General features: G+C 27.1%; 26 protein-coding genes. 20 read left to right on the forward strand and 6 right to left on the reverse strand.

Annotated features, from left to right (window positions below):
- Positions 1-11 precede the first annotated feature (11 nt).
- From JOC62_RS08375 to JOC62_RS19335, 5 genes are all read left to right on the forward strand, one after another.
- The gene (locus JOC62_RS08375) at positions 12-158 is read left to right on the forward strand and encodes a hypothetical protein (RefSeq protein ID WP_204594813.1); all 147 of its coding nucleotides are present in this window, start codon (positions 12-14) and stop codon (positions 156-158) included.
- Between the two features lie 210 nt (positions 159-368).
- Positions 369-1409, forward strand: coding sequence for an anaerobic sulfite reductase subunit AsrA (gene asrA / locus JOC62_RS08380; RefSeq protein WP_204594814.1), 1041 nt, complete (start codon positions 369-371; stop codon positions 1407-1409).
- Positions 1402-2196 carry an anaerobic sulfite reductase subunit AsrB gene (asrB, locus tag JOC62_RS08385; protein WP_204594815.1) on the forward strand — a complete coding sequence of 265 codons (795 nt, stop codon included), beginning with the start codon at positions 1402-1404 and terminating at the stop codon, positions 2194-2196. Before asrA ends, asrB begins: the two co-directional genes overlap by 8 nt.
- Positions 2197-2209: 13 nt before the next feature.
- Positions 2210-3259 carry a sulfite reductase subunit C gene (asrC, locus tag JOC62_RS08390; RefSeq protein ID WP_204594816.1) on the forward strand — a complete coding sequence of 350 codons (1050 nt, stop codon included), beginning with the start codon at positions 2210-2212 and terminating at the stop codon, positions 3257-3259.
- Between the two features lie 121 nt (positions 3260-3380).
- Complete coding sequence (locus tag JOC62_RS19335) at positions 3381-3503, forward strand: hypothetical protein (RefSeq protein WP_279381513.1); 123 nt, start codon at positions 3381-3383, stop codon at positions 3501-3503.
- Between the two features lie 255 nt (positions 3504-3758).
- Here the strand turns inward: JOC62_RS19335 and JOC62_RS08395 are convergent, their stop codons facing one another.
- Positions 3759-4400: a hypothetical protein gene (locus tag JOC62_RS08395; RefSeq protein ID WP_204594817.1), complete on the reverse strand. Its 642-nt coding sequence runs from the start codon at positions 4398-4400 to the stop codon at positions 3759-3761.
- A gap of 202 nt (positions 4401-4602) precedes the next feature.
- Between JOC62_RS08395 and JOC62_RS08400 the strand changes: the two genes are divergently transcribed.
- From JOC62_RS08400 to JOC62_RS08415, 4 genes are all read left to right on the forward strand, one after another.
- Entirely contained in the window at positions 4603-5373 is a 771-nt protein-coding gene (locus tag JOC62_RS08400) for an ABC transporter ATP-binding protein (RefSeq protein ID WP_204594818.1), read from the forward strand.
- Between the two features lies 1 nt (position 5374).
- Complete coding sequence (locus JOC62_RS08405; protein ID WP_204594819.1) at positions 5375-7195, forward strand: ABC transporter permease; 1821 nt, start codon at positions 5375-5377, stop codon at positions 7193-7195.
- Between the two features lie 190 nt (positions 7196-7385).
- Positions 7386-9263 carry an FUSC family protein gene (locus JOC62_RS08410; RefSeq protein WP_204594820.1) on the forward strand — a complete coding sequence of 626 codons (1878 nt, stop codon included), beginning with the start codon at positions 7386-7388 and terminating at the stop codon, positions 9261-9263.
- A gap of 147 nt (positions 9264-9410) precedes the next feature.
- Positions 9411-9974, forward strand: coding sequence for a beta-class carbonic anhydrase (locus JOC62_RS08415; RefSeq protein WP_204594821.1), 564 nt, complete (start codon positions 9411-9413; stop codon positions 9972-9974).
- Positions 9975-10025: 51 nt separating this feature from the next.
- On the opposite strand, the gene JOC62_RS08420 is transcribed toward JOC62_RS08415, so the two are convergent.
- Positions 10026-10439, reverse strand: coding sequence for a hypothetical protein (locus JOC62_RS08420; protein WP_204594822.1), 414 nt, complete (start codon positions 10437-10439; stop codon positions 10026-10028).
- Between the two features lie 233 nt (positions 10440-10672).
- Here JOC62_RS08420 and JOC62_RS08425 point away from each other — a divergent pair, with 233 nt between their 5' ends.
- From JOC62_RS08425 to JOC62_RS08445, 5 genes are all read left to right on the forward strand, one after another.
- Positions 10673-11380 (forward strand): response regulator transcription factor, encoded by a 708-nt coding sequence (locus tag JOC62_RS08425; protein ID WP_204594823.1) that lies wholly within the window; start codon positions 10673-10675, stop codon positions 11378-11380.
- Between the two features lie 108 nt (positions 11381-11488).
- A complete protein-coding gene (locus JOC62_RS08430; RefSeq protein WP_423882977.1) occupies positions 11489-12412 on the forward strand; it encodes an ATP-binding cassette domain-containing protein in 924 nt (307 codons plus the stop codon).
- A complete protein-coding gene (locus JOC62_RS08435) occupies positions 12405-13139 on the forward strand; it encodes an ABC transporter permease (RefSeq protein ID WP_204594825.1) in 735 nt (244 codons plus the stop codon). Before JOC62_RS08430 ends, JOC62_RS08435 begins: the two co-directional genes overlap by 8 nt.
- Before the next feature lie 22 nt (positions 13140-13161).
- A complete protein-coding gene (locus JOC62_RS08440; protein ID WP_204594826.1) occupies positions 13162-14061 on the forward strand; it encodes a sensor histidine kinase in 900 nt (299 codons plus the stop codon).
- Positions 14062-14175: 114 nt separating this feature from the next.
- A complete protein-coding gene (locus JOC62_RS08445; RefSeq protein WP_204594827.1) occupies positions 14176-14688 on the forward strand; it encodes a hypothetical protein in 513 nt (170 codons plus the stop codon).
- 30 nt (positions 14689-14718) lie between these two features.
- Here the strand turns inward: JOC62_RS08445 and JOC62_RS08450 are convergent, their stop codons facing one another.
- Both JOC62_RS08450 and JOC62_RS08455 read right to left on the reverse strand, forming a co-directional pair.
- A complete protein-coding gene (locus JOC62_RS08450) occupies positions 14719-15078 on the reverse strand; it encodes an SdpI family protein (protein WP_204594828.1) in 360 nt (119 codons plus the stop codon).
- A gap of 102 nt (positions 15079-15180) precedes the next feature.
- Entirely contained in the window at positions 15181-15597 is a 417-nt protein-coding gene (locus JOC62_RS08455; RefSeq protein WP_204594829.1) for a hypothetical protein, read from the reverse strand.
- A gap of 210 nt (positions 15598-15807) precedes the next feature.
- Between JOC62_RS08455 and JOC62_RS08460 the strand changes: the two genes are divergently transcribed.
- The 4 genes from JOC62_RS08460 to JOC62_RS08475 all read left to right on the forward strand — a co-directional run bounded on the left by JOC62_RS08460 (position 15808) and on the right by JOC62_RS08475 (position 18735).
- Entirely contained in the window at positions 15808-16452 is a 645-nt protein-coding gene (locus tag JOC62_RS08460; RefSeq protein WP_204594830.1) for an N-acetylmannosamine-6-phosphate 2-epimerase, read from the forward strand.
- A 170-nt stretch (positions 16453-16622) separates the two neighbouring features.
- Positions 16623-16934: an ArsR/SmtB family transcription factor gene (locus JOC62_RS08465; RefSeq protein ID WP_204594831.1), complete on the forward strand. Its 312-nt coding sequence runs from the start codon at positions 16623-16625 to the stop codon at positions 16932-16934.
- 20 nt (positions 16935-16954) lie between these two features.
- Complete coding sequence (locus JOC62_RS08470; RefSeq protein ID WP_204594832.1) at positions 16955-17365, forward strand: arsenate reductase ArsC; 411 nt, start codon at positions 16955-16957, stop codon at positions 17363-17365.
- Positions 17366-17409: 44 nt separating this feature from the next.
- Positions 17410-18735, forward strand: coding sequence for an MATE family efflux transporter (locus tag JOC62_RS08475; protein WP_204594833.1), 1326 nt, complete (start codon positions 17410-17412; stop codon positions 18733-18735).
- 69 nt (positions 18736-18804) lie between these two features.
- On the opposite strand, the gene JOC62_RS08480 is transcribed toward JOC62_RS08475, so the two are convergent.
- Positions 18805-19140, reverse strand: a complete 336-nt coding sequence (locus JOC62_RS08480) for an SdpI family protein (RefSeq protein ID WP_204594834.1) — start codon at positions 19138-19140, stop codon at positions 18805-18807.
- Between the two features lie 129 nt (positions 19141-19269).
- Between JOC62_RS08480 and recQ the strand changes: the two genes are divergently transcribed.
- Together recQ and JOC62_RS08490 are read left to right on the forward strand one after the other, a co-directional pair.
- A complete protein-coding gene (gene recQ, locus JOC62_RS08485) occupies positions 19270-21036 on the forward strand; it encodes a DNA helicase RecQ (RefSeq protein ID WP_204594937.1) in 1767 nt (588 codons plus the stop codon).
- Positions 21037-21118: 82 nt separating this feature from the next.
- On the forward strand, positions 21119-21778 hold the full coding sequence (locus JOC62_RS08490; protein WP_204594835.1) for an Ntn hydrolase family protein: 660 nt from the start codon (positions 21119-21121) through the stop codon (positions 21776-21778).
- 46 nt (positions 21779-21824) lie between these two features.
- Here JOC62_RS08490 and JOC62_RS08495 read toward each other — a convergent pair whose 3' ends face one another.
- Positions 21825-22988 carry a cation:dicarboxylate symporter family transporter gene (locus tag JOC62_RS08495; protein ID WP_204594836.1) on the reverse strand — a complete coding sequence of 388 codons (1164 nt, stop codon included), beginning with the start codon at positions 22986-22988 and terminating at the stop codon, positions 21825-21827.
- Between the last annotated feature and the right edge of the window lie 200 nt (positions 22989-23188).

Here is a 23188-nt window from a genome sequence, read left to right on the forward strand (position 1 = left end):
TAGCTGTACCTATGAAAAGAAGATTTAAAGAAAATGAATTAATTAAAGTAGTAGAAAAAGTAATAAATTATTATGAGAAAAATGCAAAGACAAAAGAAAGATTTGCAGAACTTATAGATAGAATAGGTCTTACAGAGGTCGGAAAATTAAATAATTAAATAAAATGATTATAAAAAACTATCAAATTTTTAGGTTGAGAAATTTGATAGTTTTTTATGGGAATTTTACTAATAGGTTTTTACTTATTATTATTATAAAAAATAAGGATTGGAATTATAAGAAGCATAGTAGTATTATCAAGATGTAAGATTGTCAAAAAAAAGACAATCCTGTGTTTAGATTAAATAAGATAGTTCGGAGGGAAAGATATGGGATACAAGTTAGAATTCCAAAAAGTTAATGATTTGTTTGAAGAATTAAAAAAAGAGTACAAGATTTATGCACCAAAAAGATTTGAAAAGCAAGGAAGGTATTCAGATACTGATATAATTCGTTACGCAGAAGTTAATTCAGTAGAAGAGATAGTTTATAAGGAAAAGTCTACATATCCTGTAAAAGAAGTAATAACACCAATAAATCAAACTTTATACTATTTTACAGAAGATGAATTTAGAGAAAGTAAAAATCCACATAATAAAAAAATATTAATATTTGCAAGACCTTGTGATATTAATGCTCAAGAAAGACAAGATAAAATATATCTTGAAAATGGAAACTTTGAAGATGTGTTCTATAAGAGAGTAAGAGATAAAGTTAAATTTGTATGTATGGAATGTGTTGAAGGATGGGATACATGTTTTTGTACAACTATGAAAAGTAACAAGACAGATAATTATAGCCTAGCAGTTAGATTTTTAGAAGATGCTATTTTATTTAATGTAAATGATGAAGAATTTAAAGACTACTTTGGAAATGAAAAACAAGAAGAATTTACACTTGAGTTTATAAAAGAAAATAAAGCAAAAGTAAAATTACCGGAAATAAAAGATAAAGAAGTTATTGAAAAGCTAAAGAGACATCCAATGTGGGAAGAATATAACAAAAGATGTATAGGTTGTGGAAGTTGTACATTAGCTTGTAGCACTTGTACATGTTTTACAACTAAAGATATTATATATAATGAAAATGCAAATGTTGGGGAAAGAAGAAGAGTGCAAGCTTCATGCCATGTAGATGGATTTGATGAAATGGCTGGAGGGCATAAATTTAGAAATAATTTAGGAGACAGAATGAGATATAAAGTACTTCATAAAATCCATGATTATAAAGAAAAATTTGGAGATAATCATATGTGTGTTGGTTGTGGAAGATGCACAGATAGATGTCCTGAAAACATTTCAATTACAGCAACAATAAATAAAGTCACAAAAGCAGTTAATGAAATTTGTGGAGGTAATGATAATGAGTAATAATGTATTAACACCAAAACCATGCAAAATTATTAGCATAAATAAAGAAAGCAATTCAGAATATACATTTAGAGTAGAAACTGATATTGTTCCAGAACATGGACAATTCTTACAATTATCAATACCAAAGATAGGAGAAGCTCCAATATCAGTTAGCGGATTTGGAGATGGATATTTAGATTTTACAATACGTTCAGTAGGCAAGGTAACAGATGCTATCTTTAACTTACAACCAGGAGATACCTTATTCCTAAGAGGAGCTTATGGTATAGGTTGGCCAGTAGAAAAGTTTAAGGATAAAAATATAGTTATCGTCGCTGGTGGTACAGGGGTAGCACCTGTTAGAAGTATGATAAATAAGTTCTATAATACTCCAAATTACGTTAAGAGCTTAAATTTAATATTTGGATTTAAAAATGAAAGTGGAATATTATTTAAGAATGAATTATATTTGTGGAAAGAAATATTTAATACAATCTATACTTTAGATTCAGGCGTTAAAGAAGGATGGGAGACTGGACTTGTTACAACTCATTTAGAAAAGCTTCCACTTGATAGATTTGATGATAACTATGAAGTTATTATAGTTGGACCTCCAATAATGATGCACTTTACAGCATTAGAATTCTTAAAACTTGGGGTTCCTGAAGAAAAAATATGGGTATCATTTGAAAGGAAGATGTCATGTGCAGTTGGTAAATGTGGACATTGTAGAATAGATGAAACTTATGTTTGTCTTGAAGGACCTGTATTTAACTATACTAAAGCAAAAACATTATTAGATTAGAGGAGTGTTATATATGAATCATGATATAGATATTAAAAAAGTAAGAATTAACTGTTATCGTCAATCTAAAGTTCCAGGAGAATTCATGCTTCAAATGCGTATTCCAGGAGGGACAGTAAACGCTAAATATTTAACTACTGTTCAAGAAATAGCAGAAACATGGGGAAATGGAACTTTCCATGTTGGTATGAGACAAACTTTTAATATACCAGGAATAAAATATGAAAATATAGAAGCTGTAAATTCATTTATTGAAAATTATTTAAAAGAAGTTGAAGTAGATGAATGTAATTGTGATATGGAAATTGATAAAAATGGTTATCCAACTATAGGTGCTAGAAATATTATGGCATGTATTGGTAATACACATTGTATAAAAGCAAATGTTAATACAAAAGAGTTAGCTACAAAGATAGAAAAGCTAGTATTCCCTTCACATTATCATATAAAGGTATCAGTCTCAGGATGCCCAAATGACTGTGGTAAAGGACATTTTCAAGATTTTGGTGTTATAGGACAAGCTAGAATGGAATATCATCCAGAAAGATGTATTGGATGTGGAGCTTGTGTTAGAGCATGTGAACATCATGCAACTAGAGTATTAAGTATGAATAAGAATGGTACTGTAGATAAAGATCCTTGTTGTTGTGTTGGTTGTGGAGAATGTGTTCTTGCATGCCCAGCAAGTGCATGGACTAGAAAGCCAGAAAAGTTTTACAGAATAGTTATTGGAGGAAGAACAGGAAAGCAAACTCCAAGAATGGGTAAGACATTCATAAACTTCGCAACAGAGGAAGTTGTACTTGGAATATTTGGTAACTGGCAAAAATTCTCTGCATGGGCTTTAGATTATAAACCAGAATACTTACATGGTGGACATTTAATAGACAGAGCAGGATATCATAAATTTAAGGAGATAATTCTAGATGGAGTAGAGTTAAATCCAGAAGCTTTAGTTGCTGATAATATATTCTGGGCAGAAACAGAATATAGATCGAACTTTAATGTTAAACCAATTGGTCAACATAAGACTATAGATACAAATAGAGAAATTAGAGAATAATTTTATTATATTAGGCTATATTACTTAAGTAATATAGCCTTTTTTATGAATTAATATGCTAATATTACTTTAAATGGTAAAATTAAAACTAGAGGAAGAATTAAAAGAGGGGGAGATTTTTATGAATACTATGATTTTTTCGTTAATACCATTAATAATAATGATAATAGTATGGGGAGTTGGGATATATGCACTTATTTTATTTATTAAGGCATTAAAAATATATATAAAGAAAAATCAATAATTGGGCAATAAATTAAAGCATAATTTAGACTATATTTTTTTTATAATATGGTCTTTTTTTATAGTTTAAAATAAAAATTTAATAGAATAAATATGGCTAAGTATTTAGTTGTAAAGATCATAAATGATTAAGAGAAGATTTCGGAATATTAGAAAATTATTTTGAAGGTAATAAAAGATATTACATCAAAAAGAATACATAGCAAATAAGATAAGATGGGTTTTACCTCTTATCTTATTTTAGAATTAATATATATTATTTTCTTTTAGTCTTTTTAGGATTATAAGTAAGTAAAAAAATATTAATATCAGTATTATCTATTGTGAATTTCCTAGAAAGTTTAAATCCATAGCTTTTGTATAAGTTAACCATTTCTTCAGTTTCAGTCTCAACAATAAGCGGAGTCTGCTTATCATAGGATTCCTTAACTAAATAATCTAACATATCTTTTAAAAATATATCCTTATTATCTCTATTAGATGAAGCAATACTAGATATAAAAATATAGCTATTTTTAAAATTAATATAATCTTTTACATTAAGTAAAGTATCCTTTGCTTTAATTAACCTACTTATTGTCTCAGCTACATCAATATTTAAAGTAGCTCTTAGTATGTTAGGTATAGAGGTAATTAAAGATTCATAATAAAGTCTATTTTCTTTATCAAAATTAACTAAAGAAAAAGTACCTTCCATATCAATTGATGTTACATATGTAACTCCAATATCTTTATAAAGTTTAAGTAGTCTATCAAAAATAAGAGGAAGAACTATATTTTTATCATATTCATTAGGAAATATATAATTAACAACAGGAGACGAGGAAAATTCCTTCGAAAGCATAGAGGAAAGTTCAGAAATCATACTATCATTTATTTTAATAAATTTATCTGTCAATAAAATCACTCCAATCTCAATATTAGTCTTTGTTATGAGATAAGATTTTAGTCACTTAAAATTAACTTAAATTATAGAGTAAAGCTTATCTAAAGAGAATGATTACAAAACTGTAAGATAAGTGAAAGATTAATCAATATGTAATAAAAAGTGAAGGTGCTAACATGAGATAGAAACAAGAATGAAAAAAGGAGGCGTTAAAATGGGGAAACCTGTAGTTGACGTAAGAGATTTAAAAAAGGTATATGGAAAAACAAATAATAAATTTTATGCTTTAAATGGTATTTCGATTTCAGTGGAAAAAGGAGAGTTTGTTGGAATAATGGGACCATCTGGTTCAGGTAAGACAACTCTTTTGAATATTTTATCTACATTAGATAGTCCAACAAGTGGGGTAGTTAAAATTGATGGGACTGATATAACTCATATGAAATCAGATGCATTATCAGACTTTAGATCACAAAATTTAGGCTTTATATTCCAAGATTTTAATCTTTTAGAGAATCTATCACTTTATGAAAATATAGCATTGCCACTATATCTTCAAGGAATGTCATCAAAGAAAATTGGAAAGAGAGTAAATGAAGTTGCAAAAACTTTAGATATTTTAGAAATACTAAAAAAATATCCAACAGAGGTGTCAGGTGGACAAAAACAACGTACTGCTGCTGCAAGAGCACTCGTACATAATCCAGCAATTATATTAGGAGATGAGCCAACAGGAGCACTTGATTCTAAAAATGCAACAAGTATGCTTGAAGCAATGACAAACTTAAATAAAGAGCAAGGAGTATCTATATTAATGGTTACTCATGATGCTTATAGTGCAAGTTACTGTAATAGAATTTTATTTATTAGAGATGGAAAAATCTTTAATGAGTTGAAGAAGAAATTAACTCAAGATGAATTTTATAAAGAAATTTTAGATGTAGTAGCTAATATGGATACTAATATAAAGCATGGGGAGGAGTAATATGTTATTAAAACTCTCAATGTCAGGAGTAAAAAGTAAATTTAAAGATTACTTAGTTTTACTTTTTGGTCTTGTAATGGCAATCTCAATATTTTATATGTTTCAGACACTTGCATTAAATGAGGATTTTGTTAAATCTAATTCTATCATTAATTCAATAATGTCAGTATTCCAAATAGGCGCTGTATTACTTGCTATAATTACAGTATTTTATATAATTTATGCAAACTCATTCCTTCTTTTATTAAGACAAAAAGAATTTGGAATGTATATGATGCTAGGTGCAAAAAAGAAAAAAATAACACTTATAATGTTTATAGAAACATTGGTAATTGGAGTGGTCTCATTAATTGTTGGTATTATAATTGGAGCTATACTTTCCAAAATAATTAGCTATATATTAATGACACAATTAAATTTTGAAGGTGGAAAGTACTATCCATTTTATATGCCTTCTATATCAATTACATGTATTTTCTTTATGATATTATTTTTGATCGCAGCAATATTTAATTCTATTAAGTTATTTAAGTCCTCTGTCCTTCAATTATTGCATGCAGAAGATCAAGCAGATAACGTAAAAGTTAAGCCAATGAATTCAGTAGTTAAAGCTATTTTAGCTATTATACTTTTAGTTATTGGATATGCAGCCATAATTAATATTAAAGTAACTATGATAGCGGGCTTATTTATAGGAATGATAACTATAACAGCAGGAACATATTTATTATTTATGGCATTTGTTCCTATACTTATTGATATATTACTTAAAAATAAACATATAAAAGAAAAAGGAGTAAATGTATTTACTCTTTCTCAATTAAGTTTCCGTGTAAAAGAACTTACTAAAGTTTTGGCAACTGTTGCAATGTTAATAGCATTATCTGCTGGAGCAATTTCAAGTGGTATGGCATTTAAAAACAACGCAAAATTTATAGCAGAGGAATCTGAGTATTATGATGTAGTTTTAAATAATCCAACATCACAAGAAAATAATATATTAAGCAAATTAGATACTAAAGAAAAATTAGAGTATAGATATAAAAAAGATAAGGAGTTTGTATATTATATTTCAAGTGATTTGCTAAAGAATAAACCAATTATATTAGAAAGAGATATGATGGGCAATCTCACATATAGTGGTAAAGTTAAGTCAGAGTTAATTGTAAATAATAGTATTTATGATAAAAGTAAAAAAGATAATCAGTGGTTAAACTTTTTCTATAGTATAGAGAATAGATATACTGATTCAGATTTAAAAATAAAAGTAGTTGATGATAAGAAATTTAATTCAATAACAGGTAATGTAAATAAAGCTGTTGTTATAAAAACTAATGATTTTATTAAAGACTTAGATAATTTTAAGAAGATAGATGATATTGAAAGGTTAAGATATAAGACTAATGATATAAGTAGTAAATATGAATTTTATACTCAGTATTATGAAATGACAAGTGGTATGGTATTTATGGGACTATTCCTAGGTATTGCGTTCCTTGGAATGATGGCAAGTTGTCTAATGTTTAAAATATTAACAGGGGCATCAAAAGATATTAAGCGTTATGAAATGCTTAGAAAAATAGGAGTTCGTAAAAAACTATTAATCAAATCAATATATAAGGAAATATTATTTATATACGCAATTCCAGCTATAGTTGGTATAGCACATGTACTAATAGGTATGCAGATGTTTAAAATATTCTTAGTACATCCTTACTATCATATATGGATATCATTATCAGTATTTGGAGTAATATATTTACTATATTATTTTATTACAGTTCAATTATATAAAGGTATTGTTCTGCCAAAGAAAAAATAAAGTATTTAAGAGACGAAATTGTTAACAATTTCGTCTTAATTATTTTAAATAATATTAAATAATTATATATTAGTTTAAATAATATGAATTTTGTAAAAAAATATTATCTTTTTAATTGAAAAATATATATTTTAAGAGTAAAATTGCTTCTTGTATAAGTTGTACTATACATGGAAAGGGTGTATGAATTATGAATAAAAAGTTAGTTATATCAAAAACTATAATATTTATATTCGTTGTAGGTTTTGTTATTGCTTTTAAAAGTATATTTGGAGATGAGAATACACTAATAGGTGTAACAACAGCAACAGCAATGCTGATGTTATTACAAAAGGATTTGACTTTATCACCAATTAAAAATACTGCATTGCTGATTATATTAAATGTAGTTATAGGATTAGCTGCAACAGTTGCCAGCATGAACATGTGGATAGCTATTCCAGTTAATTTTATTATGATGTTTGTTTTAAGTTATTCTCTATGTTATAACTTGAAGAGTCCAGTATATCTACCATTTTCACTTCAATATTTATTTTTATTAGTAAATCCAGTTAGTGATGATAGACTTCCTATGAGATTTTTATCATTAGTTGTTGGTGCTATTATAATTATGATAGTTCAATTAATAGCTAATAGAGATAATGTACTAAAAAAGGGAAACAAGTTATTAGTAAAAGCTTGTGATGATATGATAGAAAAAATAAAAAATAGTTCTTTAAATAAGAAAGATGAAAACTTAGATAAGAATGTAAGGACTAGCTTAAATGCTTTTAGAAATATTATATATAATAAAAGAGAGCAAAATTTTTATTTAACAGAAGAGAGTAGAATAAAATTAAATATATCAGTGGCTTTAGAGAAAATATCTATATTACTAGAAGAATTAAATTATTCTAATAATGAAAAGATTATATCAGATATAGAAACATCTTTAATAAAAATTAGAGGGTATTTAAACGATGAAAGCACTATAAGTGATGATATAATTAATTCAATAAAAAATTATAATGGACATGATATAGAAGATTTAACTGCCCTTAAGATATTAAATAATATTTCATTTATATATGAAGGGTTAGGTGAGCTTAAGGATTTAGGTAAGGAACAATATAACCTAATAAATAAAATAGAAAGAATACCTAATAACTTTAAGTTAACACATAATATAGAATCTAATTATAAAGCAAGGTCAGCAAAGTTTTCTTATGCAGTACGTATTGCAATAGGTATAACAGTAGCTGCATTTATAATGGATTACTTCCATTTAAGAGAGGGAAGATGGATTGCATTTACTATGTTATCATTAGTAAATCCTATTTATGAAGTATCAAAGACAAAAACAAGAGATAGAATAATTGCTACAATAATTGGTGCTATTATAGTAGAAATACTTTTCTATATATTTAAAGGTGTTGTAGAGAGAACATTAATCCTTATGATAAGTGGTTATATAAGTGGATATATGAAAGAGTATAAATATAATATGATATGTGTAACTGTATCTGCAATAGGAGCAGCAGCTATTTTAGGAGACACAAACACTATGGCTATAAATAGAATAATGTTTGTTATTCTAGGGGCTATACTTGCCATCTTAATAAATAAATTTATATTACCATATAGCATTGAAAAAGATGTTAAAATATTAAAGGTTATGTATATTAATGTAATAAAAGAGATGATAGATAGTTTAAAGGAAGCCTATAAGAATAAAAGAGGAGATAAGATAAATAATTTGTTTATAGTTACTTCTTTTATAGAAGAGAGATTAAAGGCTAATAATATAAATCCAGAAGATGACCTTATGGAACTTATGATAAAGGAAAGAAATCTTGTATGTAGCATTTATGAATTATATATAAGAATTGCAAAATTTAATGGTGATAAGAAGGATCTTGAAGTTGAATTTGAGGAATTAAAAAAAGAAAAAGATAAGGATGAAAAAGGATTTGAAATTAAATTAGAAGATTATATTCATAGTTCTCATAGTTTGGATGAAAAGCTAATATTAAGTAATATAATAGAAGTATATAATGGTGTAGATAAAATAAAAAGTTTAACAGTATAGTAAAGAGAAGATGCAGGATTTATAATTTTGCATCTTTTATTATTTTATTACTTTAATATTTTTAATATTGGAATTTTTAAGAAATAAATAATATATAACATTTATATTATGATATAATATTTAAAAATATAAAGGGTAGGTATAATTATGAGTAAATTAGATGAGATATTAGAATATAATAAAGCTTTTGTAGAGAATAAAGAATATGAAGAATATATAACATCAAAGAATCCGAAAAAGAAGCTAGTAATATTATCTTGTATGGATACAAGGCTTACAGAATTACTTCCAAAGGCTATGAATCTTAAAAATGGAGATGCAAAGATAATAAAGAATGCAGGTGCAACAGTAATGCAACCTTTTGGTAGTATTTCAAGAAGTATAATAGTAGCTATATATGAATTTTTGGCAGATGAAGTTATTGTAGCAGGTCATTATGGTTGTGGTATGTGTAACTTAGATACTGATAATTTATTAGATAAAATAGAAAATAGAGGTATATCTAAAGAGGTTATAAAGACTATTTCTAATTCAGGAATTAATATAAAGAAATGGTTGCATGGATTTGATTCAATAGAAGAATCAATTAAGAATAGTGTAAAAGTTATTAGAAATCATCCACTAATGCCAGAGGGAGTTGTAGTACATGGAATTGCAATTAGTCCTGAGACTGGAAAAATTGATGTAATAGTAAATGGATATGAAAAATAGTATAAGAAAAATTAAACCTAGATAAAATATTTTATCTAGGTTTAATTTATATCATTTAACTTTAATTACTGCTGATTTAAGTTCAATTAGACCTTCATTACTTATAGGAGCTTTTGCAATGCCTTTAATTGCAACAAAAGATCCATTTTTTATCCCGCTTAAATCTTGATTGCTTTGGAGGTTAACTTTTATGTTTTTAACCATTCCTTTTATTATGATTTTATTCTCTTCAGGAAGAACCATGTTAACTTCACCTGCAATTTCAAATACTTTCCCATTGTAGTCACTACCATTATCCTTACTTAATAATGAACTAAACTCTGTTGATGTCATATAAGTTATATCCTTTGATGTAGAAGAGTTTACTAATCTATCAGGTTTTTGAATTTGCTCAAATACAAAAAATAATCCTATTATTGAAATTAAAAGTCCTATAACTATTGCAACAATCCATGATCTTCTCATAATATTATAAATCCTCCTTAAAGAAGTATATAAATATAAATTTAACTTCAAGACTATTATTTGCAGATATATAAGTAATATATACTATAGGGAGTGAAGTTATATAATTGTAATATGAATAGGGTTATAATGTTATTATTATGTTATTCTAAATATAGAGATATAATATAATTTTCCTATTAAGTAAAAGTTTGATATTATATTACTAATTATTGAGTAGATGAGGTGTTTTTATGGATGAAAATAAAAAAGGAAAAATTTTAATTGTTGAAGATGACTTAGATATAAATGGATTAATATATAGAATATTAATTAAAGAAGGATATGATGTAACACAGGCCTTTTCAGGTTCAGAAGGAAGAATGTGTGTAGAATTATATGAATTTGATTTGCTTTTGCTTGATTTAATGCTTCCAGGTATGAGTGGAGAAGAAATCATTGAAAGGGTAAGAAAATCAAAGGATATGCCAATTATAGTAATTTCAGCAAAGACAGGGCAAGATGATAAAATAAATACCTTAGATATAGGTGCAGATGATTTTGTATCAAAACCATTTGATGTAAATGAAATTGTTGCTAGAGTTAATGCACAGCTTAGAAGATATAAACGTTTTTCAGATAATAATAAAGAAGAGAGTAATAGTAAAATTTTAAAGCATAAAAATATAACTTTAAATAAGGAACTTATAGAAGTAAAAGTAAATAATGAGCCTATATCACTTACAGCAAAAGAATACTTAATACTTAAACTTTTAATGAGTAATCCTAATAAAGTTTTTACTAGAGCTAACCTTTTTGAATCAGTTTGGAAGGATGAATTCTTAGGAGATGATAATACTATAAATGTACATATTAGTAATATACGTTCTAAGATAGCTGCTGTAGATAAAGAAAATGATTATATAAAAACTATCTGGGGAATAGGTTTTAAAATGGAATAATTTAATGCTTTCTTAAGGTTTTCTTTAATTTATATTAGTGTTTATATCTTACAATAATGTAAGAATAAAATTTAGATTAGAATGAGAGTTTAAGAAAGGATGAAGAAAGTGAATGAAATTGTACTTAAAACAAGAAATTTAAGTAAGAATTATATAAATAAATCAGCTGTAAACAACCTAAATATGACCATAAAAAAAGGCGATATTTATGGCCTGGTTGGAAAAAATGGTTCAGGTAAAACTACGTTAATAAGAATGATTTTATCATTAACAAATGAAAGTGACGGAGAGATTGAATTATTTGATAAGGTTAGAGTAGAAGATAGAATAAAAGATCATTCAAGAATTGGAGCAATAGTTGAAACACCATCTTTTATGCCAAAGCTTACTGCAAGACAAAATTTAGAATATTACAGAATTCAAAAAGGTATACCTAATAAAGACTGTATAGAAGAGTTATTGAATTTAGTTGGATTAAATAAAGTAAAAGATAAAAGAGTAAAAGGATTTTCTTTAGGGATGAAGCAAAGGCTTGGAATAGCATTAGCAATGCTTGGAGATCCAGAATTCTTAATTTTAGATGAGCCTATAAATGGGATAGACCCTATGGGAATCAAAGAAATTAGAGATGTACTTAAGAAATTAAATAAAGTGAAAAATACAACAATACTTATTTCAAGTCATATACTTGGAGAATTATCTCAACTTGCAACGTGTTATGGATTTATAAATGACGGTATATTAATTGAGGAAATTTCAGCTAAAGATCTAAATGATAAATGTAAAAATTATATATCAGTAAAAGTTGATAATCTAGAGAAATCATGCGTTATATTAGAATCACTAAATTGTTCTTCTTATGATGTTTTAAATAATGGATTTATAAGAGTATATGATTTTTTAGATGAGCCATATATAATAAATCAAGAATTAATTAAAAATGGAATAAGGGTGTATTCATTACAAACCATGGGTACTAGCTTAGAAGAGTACTTTATAAATCTAATTGGAGGTGGTGATAATAATGCTTAATTTTATTAAAGCTGAGCTATATAAGCAATTTAAGTTACCACTAATTTATGTAATTAATGCTGTATTAGTAGCGGGATTAATTTTGGTTTGTTTATCATTTAATGGCACTGAAAGTGATATTGCAACTAAAGGATTTATTTTAGAGAGAATGGGTGGAATATTCCCTATTATAGCTGTATTTTTAACAGTATTCACTTCAGTATTCTTAGATGATTATAGATACGGAACCTTAAAAAATATAATGTCATCAGATATATCAAGAAGTAAGTACTATATAGGAAAACTTATAGTTCAAACAATAATGGGATTAATTACATCAGCAGTATGCTTAATAGCTTTATTTATAGGATTGCTTTTATTGCCATCAGGAGATGATTTTGGAGTATACGCTATGAGCTTCTTATTAAGATGTCTATGTGTTATTCCTGTATATATAGCTTTATTATCTTTTATAGATTTATTAGTAGTTATGTTTAAAAAAGGAACAGTATATCTAGCATATTATCTTGTACCATTTGCACTTTCAATAGTTCTAGGTATATTAAGTTCATTTTCAAATATATTTGAAAAATTAAAATACTTATCAATAGGGTATGCACTTATTCCATTAACTGATACAGCAGCAACTAATGAGCAAATGATTTATGCTGTTGTTTTAGGTATATTTTGGACTATAGTATTTACAGGTCTAGGATTAACTATATTTAAAAATAGAGAAATAAAATAGATTAGGTTAGAGGGGAGATATGATGAAAGATTTAATAATTGTAATATTAGTAATTTTATTATGTATTATATTTGCCCTTTATAGATTAAAGATAAGCAATATAAAATCAGTAACAGAAAAACTTAAATATTTAAATAATATGGAGAGTAATACAAGGCTTAAAATACCGGCACCTGATAAGTATATTGAAGAGCTTGTACTCCAAATTAACAAGACTATAGATTATAGAATAAAAACAGATGAAAAGCATAGGGAACTTGATTTGGAACTAAGACAGGCGATTGCAAATATGTCACATGATTTAAGAACTCCATTAACATCTATAATGGGGTATATACAACTTCTACAAGATTTTAATATATCAGATGAAGATAAGTCAGAATATTTAGGTATAATAGAAAAGAGAGCAGAGGTTTTAAAGGAGTTAATTTCAAGTTTTTATGATTTATCAAGATTACAGGCAAATGAGTATGCTTTAGATATGGAAAAGGTTAATATAAGCAATATACTTTGTGAACTTATAGCAGCTTTTTATGATGAGATAAGTAAAAAGGGACTTGAGCCAGTTGTAGAAATAGAGGAAAATATTCCATTAATATATGGGGATAAGAAAGCAATAAATCGTATTTTTACAAATATGATTCAAAATATATTAAAACACTCAAAAGGGAAAGTGGAAATATATTTAAAAAAATATGATGATTACATTATTACTGAGTTTTCAAATAAAGCACCAGACCTTGATGCAGATGACGCAAAGAGGATATTTGAGAGATTCTTTACTGGAGATAGAATGAGAACTGGGCAAAACACGGGTCTTGGTCTTGCAATAACCAAAATATTAGTAGAAAGACAAGGTCATGAGATTACATCAGAGAAAATAGAGGATGTTCTTAGCATAAAAATAAAGTGGAAATTTTAATATAAGAATTATAGGAAATAGTTAATAATTAATAGGTAAACTTTATATAATTATACAAAGGACTACTAAATTATTATTAGTGATCTTTAAATTAATTATAAAGGAGCCTATTAAGTGAAAAAAATTATTTTAAATATAATATTGTTAATTATACTTTTTACAGTTCCTTTTCTTCCGTACAAAAAAGAGTTTACTTTAAAAAACTTCGATGAGACCAAGGTAAATTTAATAATTCAATATAAAGAAGGTTCTGATATACCAAGTGTTGTTAAAGGTGCAGCTTATATAAAATCATACGCAAGTGTAAATGGAATAAAAGATATAAATTATTCCGAAATAAATATTATAGGCAATGTTCCATATAAGGAGATATCAACGTTTGAACTTGGAAATAGAAAATATATTGATTTTGTAGTTATAGGAGAATTCATTGAAGATGAAGTGAAAAATGATGTATTAACATTAAAAGTAATTGACTGGTATAATATTGGAGCAAATATTAGATTGATGGATACAGTATTTTGGCATAGATATAATTTTAGTTTATGGCTTACATATTTTGTTGTAATAGTAACAATATATTTATTATATGAATTAAATAAAGTGTTATTAAGAAAGCTAGAGTAGCAAATCACTATTCTAGCTTTTTATATTTAATTAATTTTTTAATTTTCCAGAGCTTGTGAAATTAATTTTAAGTTCTATATCTACTAATACTAATGGTATAAACATATTAAATAAAGATATAATCATACATATAATTGATGTAAGCTCAGAATTTAGAGTTAAAGAACTCTTTAAAACAATAACAAATATAAAGGAAATTGTACCAAATATAAGCCAAAGTTTACCGAAGCGATTATTAGCAAATTCAAAAGCTTCTTTAGACTTCATTGAATATGTGGTTCTATATCCGTAAAATTCATTAAATTTTGGCGGTTTAATTATAAAAATTAAGCCAACTAAAATCATGGTCATAGAAATTAAAAAGTCAGTAAAAGAATTTATAATATTCATAAAATCTCCTCCTTACTAAGTAAACAATTACTTTCTATATATTTATATTATAGTATATAAATGTTAATGTTTAGAGGATATTTTTTAAACTTTAAAAAACATTTATTTATATGTTTGATATACAGTTAATACATTATTATCTAATGAAAGTGCAATCATATCATCTTTCTCTCTTTTATAAAAATATCTAGAATTTTCATTATCACTTTCTATAACTTCCATAATATCTACAGGTATAAATTCTTCAGTATCACCTTTAAATACCCAATTAAAAGATGTTTTAATTTTTTCTAAATCAGATTCACTATTATAGATAAGCTTGTATAAGGATTTTTCACTGTTATTACCTTCTTTTGAACTTTCAATTTTAGATTCCTCTGATGGGTCAGGTATATCCATACCCCATTTCTTATCAATAGACTCAGTAAAATTTGGAAAGAAAATAGGACGAGCAAATTTAAGTCCAAATAGCGCAATGAAAATTAGAGTTATATTTATAATAGCAGTTTTTTTATTCATAGAGACCTCCTTGTATTATCAATATATGTAAAATTATAACATAAAATTAAATAGAAAAGTGTAATTATTTAGGAGAATTTAAACGTTGTAAAGGATAATCCATTATGGTATTATGTGATTAAAGAAAATAATTTTCTTTAATGATTTAAAAATAAAAATAATTTTCAAATATATTATTTATAAGAAAAAATATATAAGGTGGGATTTTTTATGAATTCAGGATTAATAGTATCATGTCAAGCATTGAAGGAGGAGCCTCTGCATAGTTCGTTTATTATGAGTAGAATGGCTGTAGCAGCAGAACTTGGAGGAGCTGTAGGTATTAGAGCGAATAGTGTGGAAGATATAAAGGCTATTAAGGCGGTTGTAAAGCTACCTATAATAGGAATTATAAAAAAAGATTATGAAGGTATGGAATCTTATATAACACCTACTATGAAAGAAGTTGATGCACTAGTAGAGGCTGGAGTTGATGTTGTGGCACTTGATGCTACAATAAATCAAGATGTTGAATTTTTAAAACAAGTATTAGCAAAATATAAAGAGCAACAGTTTATGGCTGATATTTCAACTGTAGAAGAAGGAATAAGAGCTGGAAATTTAGGGTTTGATTTTGTTGGAACTACTCTTACAGGATATAATGAGCACTCAAAGGGGATGAATAACTTTGATGTATTAAGAGGATTATTAGAGTTATGTAAGGCAAAAATAATTGCAGAAGGTAACTTTGATACTCCAGAAAAAGCAAGAAAGGCAATAGAACTTGGAGCTTATGGTGTAGTTGTTGGGGGTGCTATTACAAGACCACAACTTATAACTAAAAAATTTGCAGAAGAAGTAAATAAGGTTATTTAGAAATTATAAATATTATATATTATATAAAAAAGAGGCAAAAATAATTGTCTCTTTTTATATTTATCAATATATTATATGCTGATAGATTGGTATTAAAGAAATATAGTGACAAAATATAGATAGTAATCTATATTATATATAGATACTTATCTATATAAGGAGTGGTGAAAATGGAAAAAAATTATGAAGTGAATGCAAAAATATTTAAAGCATTAAGCGATCCTAATAGAATTAAGATAATTGATATATTATCATGCGGAGAAAAATGTGCTTGTGATATATTAGAAAATTTTAATTTTACCCAACCAACATTATCACATCATATGAAAGTTTTAATTGAGTGTGATCTTGTAGTAGCAAGAAAAGAGGGGACATGGAATTATTATACTTTAAATTCTGTAAATGCAAATAGATTAGCACTATTTTTAATGAATATAATAACCGATACAGAAAAATGTATTTGTAAAATAGAAAAAAATTGATTATTTAAGGGGTAGATTATATGAAACCAAAAGTAGCATTTATATGCGTTCATAATTCCTGTAGATCTCAAATGGCAGAGGCTTTAGGAAATATATATGGTAAAGATATATTTTTAAGTTACTCAGCAGGAACAGAGACTAAACCCAATATAAACCAAGATGCAGTTTATGTAATTAAGAAGCTATATGATATTAATATGGAAAAAAGTCAATATTCAAAATTACTAGGTGATATTCCAGAAGTTGATATAGTTATAAAAATGGGATGTAATGTTATATGTCCATATATTCCTTCAAGACACGTTGAAGATTGGGGACTAGATGATCCAACGGGAAAAAGCGAAGAAGAATTTATAAAAACTGTAAGATTAATAGAAGAGAAAATTAAAGATTTGACAAATAGAATTAGAAATAATGAAATAGAATTTTAGTTAAGAGTTGAACTTCAAAATATAGAAAATATTATGGAGGAAATATGAAAGGTGTAGATTTAACAAAAGGAAATGTAATATCTGTTTTGGCAGTTTTAGCATTACCAATAATGGGAAGTTCACTATTGCAATTTGCGTATAATTTGGTTGATATGTTATGGGTAGGAGGACTTGGAAGTGATGCTGTTGCAAGTATTGGATCAGCTAGTTTTTATATAGGACTAGGATATTCAATAAATGCACTAGTTGTCATTGGTACTGGAATAAAGGTTTCTCATTCATTAGGAAAGAATGAGAAGGAGGATGTAAAAAGATATATAAATTCAGGAATATTTATAAATGCAGTAATGGGAATAGTTTATGTATTGGCCCTTTTATTTTTAGGTAAAAATTTCATAGGATTTTTAGGACTTGATAATTCCTATGTTGAAAGACAATCTTATTTATATTTAGCAGTTAGTGCACCTATGATGTTTTTTACATTTTTTAATTCATTATATACAAGAATATTTGGTAGCTTTGGAAATAATAAAACTGCATTAAAAATAAATGCAGTAGGAATAGGTATAAACATAATATTAGATCCAATATTTATTTATATATTGAAATTTGGAGTGGTAGGTGCGGCACTTGCTACATTGGTTGCAAATATTATAATGTTTATTCTATATAAGATAAAATCTAATAGATTATTTAGATTTGATTTTAAATTAGGAGTAGAGAAAAAAAGAGTTTTAGAAATAATAAGACTTGGTTTTCCAATGGCTTTTCAAAGAATTCTATTTACTCTTGTTAATATAGTTATTGCTAAAATAATTGCTATATTTGGAGCAGATGCAATAGCTGCTCAAAAGATAGGGCTTCAAATTGAATCTATAACTTATATGGTAATAGGTGGATTAAATGGAGCTGTTTCAAGTTTCATTGGACAAAATTTTGGAGCTAAAAGATATGATAGGATAGAAGAAGGATATAAATCAGCAGTGAAAATAGGAGTAATATATTCAGCTATAATTGCTATTATATTTATTTTATGGCCGGGTTATTTAGTAAAATTATTTATTAGATCTGAAAGCACTGTAAAGATAGCAAGCACATATCTTCAAATAATAGGTTTCTCTCAAGTTTTTAGCGCTATAGAAATGGTATCGAATGGTCTTTTCACAGGGCTTGGAATGCCAAAAATACCAGCTATTATAAGTATAGGATTTACGCTCCTTAGAATTCCTATGTCTTTATTTTTTATAAGATATATGGGGGTAAATGGAATATGGCTTAGTATTGCGTTATCAAGTGTTTTAAAAGGAATTACATCTTATATAGTATATAAAATTAAAATTTCTAACGGATTTCTTAAAATAAGTGTCTAATTAAAAGTATTTAAATTAAGTCAAAACGATAATAGAAATGTTTCTATTATCGTTTTTAATTATAGTGGTTTATTTCCTTGTTCCATCTTTATTAAATAATTTCTTTAAGTGAAGTTCATCTACATATATCATCAATACTGAAGTTATAATGAAAAAGATTAATTGAAATTTATCGGCATTTATGGACATAGGAAATATATAGATCCAAAGAGCAAAAATTATATTTAGTATTCCGAAAAAGCTCATACTAATACCACCATATTTTTGAGCTTCATCCCATGTATCTTGATTAAGCATAGACATAGAAGTTCTATAACCTAGAACACCATTTCTGCTTCTTGGTGGATTAAGTGCTAAAAGAATTCCAGTTATAAGAAAAATAAACCCAACTATTAAAGATATCAAAAAAATCACCCCTATAAATATTTATGCATTACAAAATGATAAATTTACTTTAAGGTAATTTATATATTTTATCCTTATGAGGAAATAATGTATAATAATCTTAAATTAAAAGAAAGAGAGAGTAGGTTTATGAATAACACTCAAAAAGCATACCATGCCCTTAAGAAGTTTTATGGATATGAAAGCTTTAGAGAAGGACAATTAGATATTATAAATACAATTTTAAATAAAAGAGATGTTTTTTGCCTTATGCCAACAGGCGGAGGGAAATCCATTTGTTATCAAATTCCTGCAATTCTTTTTGAAGGGATTACATTAGTTGTTTCTCCACTTATTTCTCTTATGAAAGATCAAGTTGATGCTTTAAGAGAAAATGGTATAACAGGAGTTTATATAAATAGTAGTTTGAAAAATGATGAAATAAAAGAAATATTGAAAGATGCTTCTCTTGGAATGTATAAACTTATATATATTGCACCTGAAAGGCTTGAATCAAGTTATTTTAAAAATATGATTTTAGATTTAAATATTTCTCATATAGCAATAGATGAGGCACATTGCGTATCAGAATGGGGACATGATTTTAGAAAGAGTTATAGATATATTAAGGCTTTTTATGAAGGGTTTAAAAATAGACCGGTTATTTCAGCTTTTACAGCAACTGCAACAGATGAAGTTAGAAAAGACTCTATAAGTTTATTAGGCCTTAGAAACCCATACATATATTTAGGTGATATTAATAGAGCAAACTTAAACATAGAAGTTTTAAAGGAAATTGATAAAGAGGAAGAGCTTAAAGATATTATAAGAAGTCATGAAGATGAATCGGGGATAGTTTATTGCTCATCAAGAAAAGAAGTTGAAATTATTTACCAAAGACTAAATGATATAGGATATAGTGTTCTTAAATATCATGCTGGTATGAAAGATAGTGATAAAGAGATTGCACAGGAAGATTTCCTTTTTGAAAGAAAAAATGTAATGATAGCTACCAATGCTTTTGGAATGGGAATAGATAAATCAAATATAAGATTTATAGTACACGCAACTCTACCTAAAAACTTAGAGACTTACTATCAAGAGATTGGTAGGGGCGGAAGAGATGGAGAGAATTGCGATTGTTATCTTTTCTATTCAAGAGATGATATTAAGAGAGTAGAATTTTTAATAAATAAAAGCAGTGGAATGAATAGAAGAGAGATAGCCCTTCGTAAGCTTCAATCTATGGTTGATTATGCAGAAACTCATAATTGCTATAGAGAGTTTATATTAAAATATTTTAATAATAAATATGTAACTAGCTTCTGTAATAACTGTACTAACTGTTTAAATAGTGATGATATTCAAGACTTTACAAGGGAAGCTCAGATAATATTATCAACTGTATTTAGGACTAGAGAAAGGTTTGGCATATCAGTTTTGGTTGATATATTAAGGGGAATTAAAGGACCTAAGATACTTCAATATGAGCTAGATAAAGTTACAACATTTGCTCTTATGAAGGAATTTAGTTCTAAGTTCATAAGAGATTTTATAAAAAGTCTTATAGATTTAGGGTATATTGAATTAAAGCCAGGTACGTATTCTATGCTTATACTAAACAATAGATCTATAAAAGTTTTAAAATCAGAAGAGAAGGTTATTATGAAGCTTCAAAAGAGTGAAGATGAAATAATAAATAAAGAACTTTATAATGCATTAAAATCATGGAGAAAGATTAAAGCAACTAAAGAAAATATTCGTCCATATATAATTTTCTCAGATTCAACATTAATTGAAATTGCAAATAATAAACCTAGGACTGAAGAGGAGATTATGAATATAAGAGGAATGGGTGAAAAGAAGCTTGAAAAGTATGGAGATGAATTACTAAAAGTAATAAACTCGTTTTTGTAATTTAGATGATTAATTAAAAAGGTAAGATTTTATTAAATATATAAAACTTAATAGATATACATTAAACAGAGGAGATGGGAATATGTCAATAATAGCAACAGTATTTCTGCCAGAAGGAATTGCAATGGCAGCAGATAGTAGACTAACAGGTATTACAGAGCATGAAGATGGTACAAGAGATAGACGTATTTTAAGTGATAATTCTCAAAAGCTATTTCTTATAAAGAAAAATACAATAGGAATTTCTTGTTGTGGAGATGCTACTATAGGTGGAAAGTCTGTAGGAGATTTTATAAGAAGTTTTGAAATAGATGAGGTTACAGAAGAAGATAATATTAAAGATGTAGTTAGAAAGTTAGTAAATTATACTCAAGAAAAACATGGTAATGGAGTGATTTATCATGTTTGTGGATATTACGAAGATGAGCAGTATGTCTATAATATTAAAAATAATGAAGTTATTAGGCCTAATCTAAATAATAATACTATTGTTGCCGGTGCATCATGGGATGGAGAAACTGATGCATTAGTTAATTTAATGGCATCAAGTAAAAGCATTAAGGTAGATTGGAAGTTTATGCAACTAAAAGATGGAATGGATTTTGCAGAATTTATGGTTGATTTAACTATAAAAGCTCAGAGGTTTAATGTTGGTATTGCAACTTGTGGAGGTGCAATAGATCTTTTAGTTATAACTAAAGATTATTCTAAATTTATAAAACATAAGATATTACATCCATAAAGAAAAAATGGAGCAGGCAATATTACCTGCTCCATTTTCAAACATTTTATAAATTTCTCTTTTTAGCTATACCTGTAAGCATAAGAGTAATTGCCCCATCTCCAGTAACATTACAAGCTGTCCCAAAACTATCTTGAAGAGCAAATATAGTTAAAATAAGGGCTGTTCCAGCTTCATCAAAAGCTAATATACTAATTATTATACCTAAAGATGCCATAACAGTACCACCAGGAACTCCAGGTGCACCTATTGCAAATATTCCTAATAATAAAATAAATAATATCATTGTTGTAAGATTAGGTAGCTTACCGTAAAGTATTTGAGATACCGTCATTAAGAAGAATACTTCTGTAAGAACTGAACCACATAAATGTATATTAGAACAAAGTGGGATAGCAAAATCAACAATATCTTCTCGAAGTGCTTTAGATTTTTTAGCACATTCTAAAGCAACAGGTAAAGTTGCAGCGCTTGACATAGTACCAACAGCAGTAAGATATGCAGGTCCATAGTATTTGACAACTTCCCATGGATTTTCTTTTGATATAAACCCTCCTATTATGTATAAGACAGAAAGCCAAATAAAGTGACCTATTAAGACAATGACTATTACCTTAAAAAATATTGGTAGCTGAGTCTTAAGACCACCTTCATATGATAAAGCAGCAAAATTTGTTGCAATGAAAAATGGAAGTATTGGAATAATTATTTTGTTTACAATACTTAGTACTATATTTTGAAATTGATCTAATAGTTTTTCAACTAAATCAGCTTTTGTCCAACCCGTTGCAAGACCTACAAGTAGAGCTAATGCAAGTGCACTCATAACACTCATAACGGGTGGTATGTCTAGCTTAAATAGTAATTCTGGAAGTTCTTTTAAACCAGAAGTATTTGAAGCTATTGAAAGCTTAGGAATTAAATTATATCCAGCTACCATAGATAATAATGCAGCAAATACTGATGAAAGGTAAGCTATAACTATAGTATATATTACTAGCTTACCAGCATTCTCCCTAAGTTTTGCTATAGACGGAGTAATAAATCCTAAAATAATTAATGGTACTGAGAAAAATATAATTTGTCCTAGTACATACTTGATGGTAACAACTACTCCGATTACTGAAATAGAAGCAACATTTCCGATTATAATACCGATAATAACTCCTAAAAGTAGTTTGAAAATTAGATTGTTGAAAAGTTTTTTCAAAAAAAGTCCCCCTTTTTATAAATGTATTTATAAGCATAAAAAAACTTCTGCCTCTAAAATACAGAGGCAGAAGTAATAGCTTCCACGGTTCCACTCTGTTTATATGCAAAGTATTAATTGCATAAAACTCTAAAATTTAGGTACTAACATACCCTAACGCTGTAACGGGCGTACACGCTTTAATCTACTCTTTAAAAATT

Origin of the sequence: Clostridium sardiniense (genome assembly GCF_016907995.1) — a bacterium.
Lineage (GTDB): Bacteria > Bacillota > Clostridia > Clostridiales > Clostridiaceae > Clostridium > Clostridium sardiniense.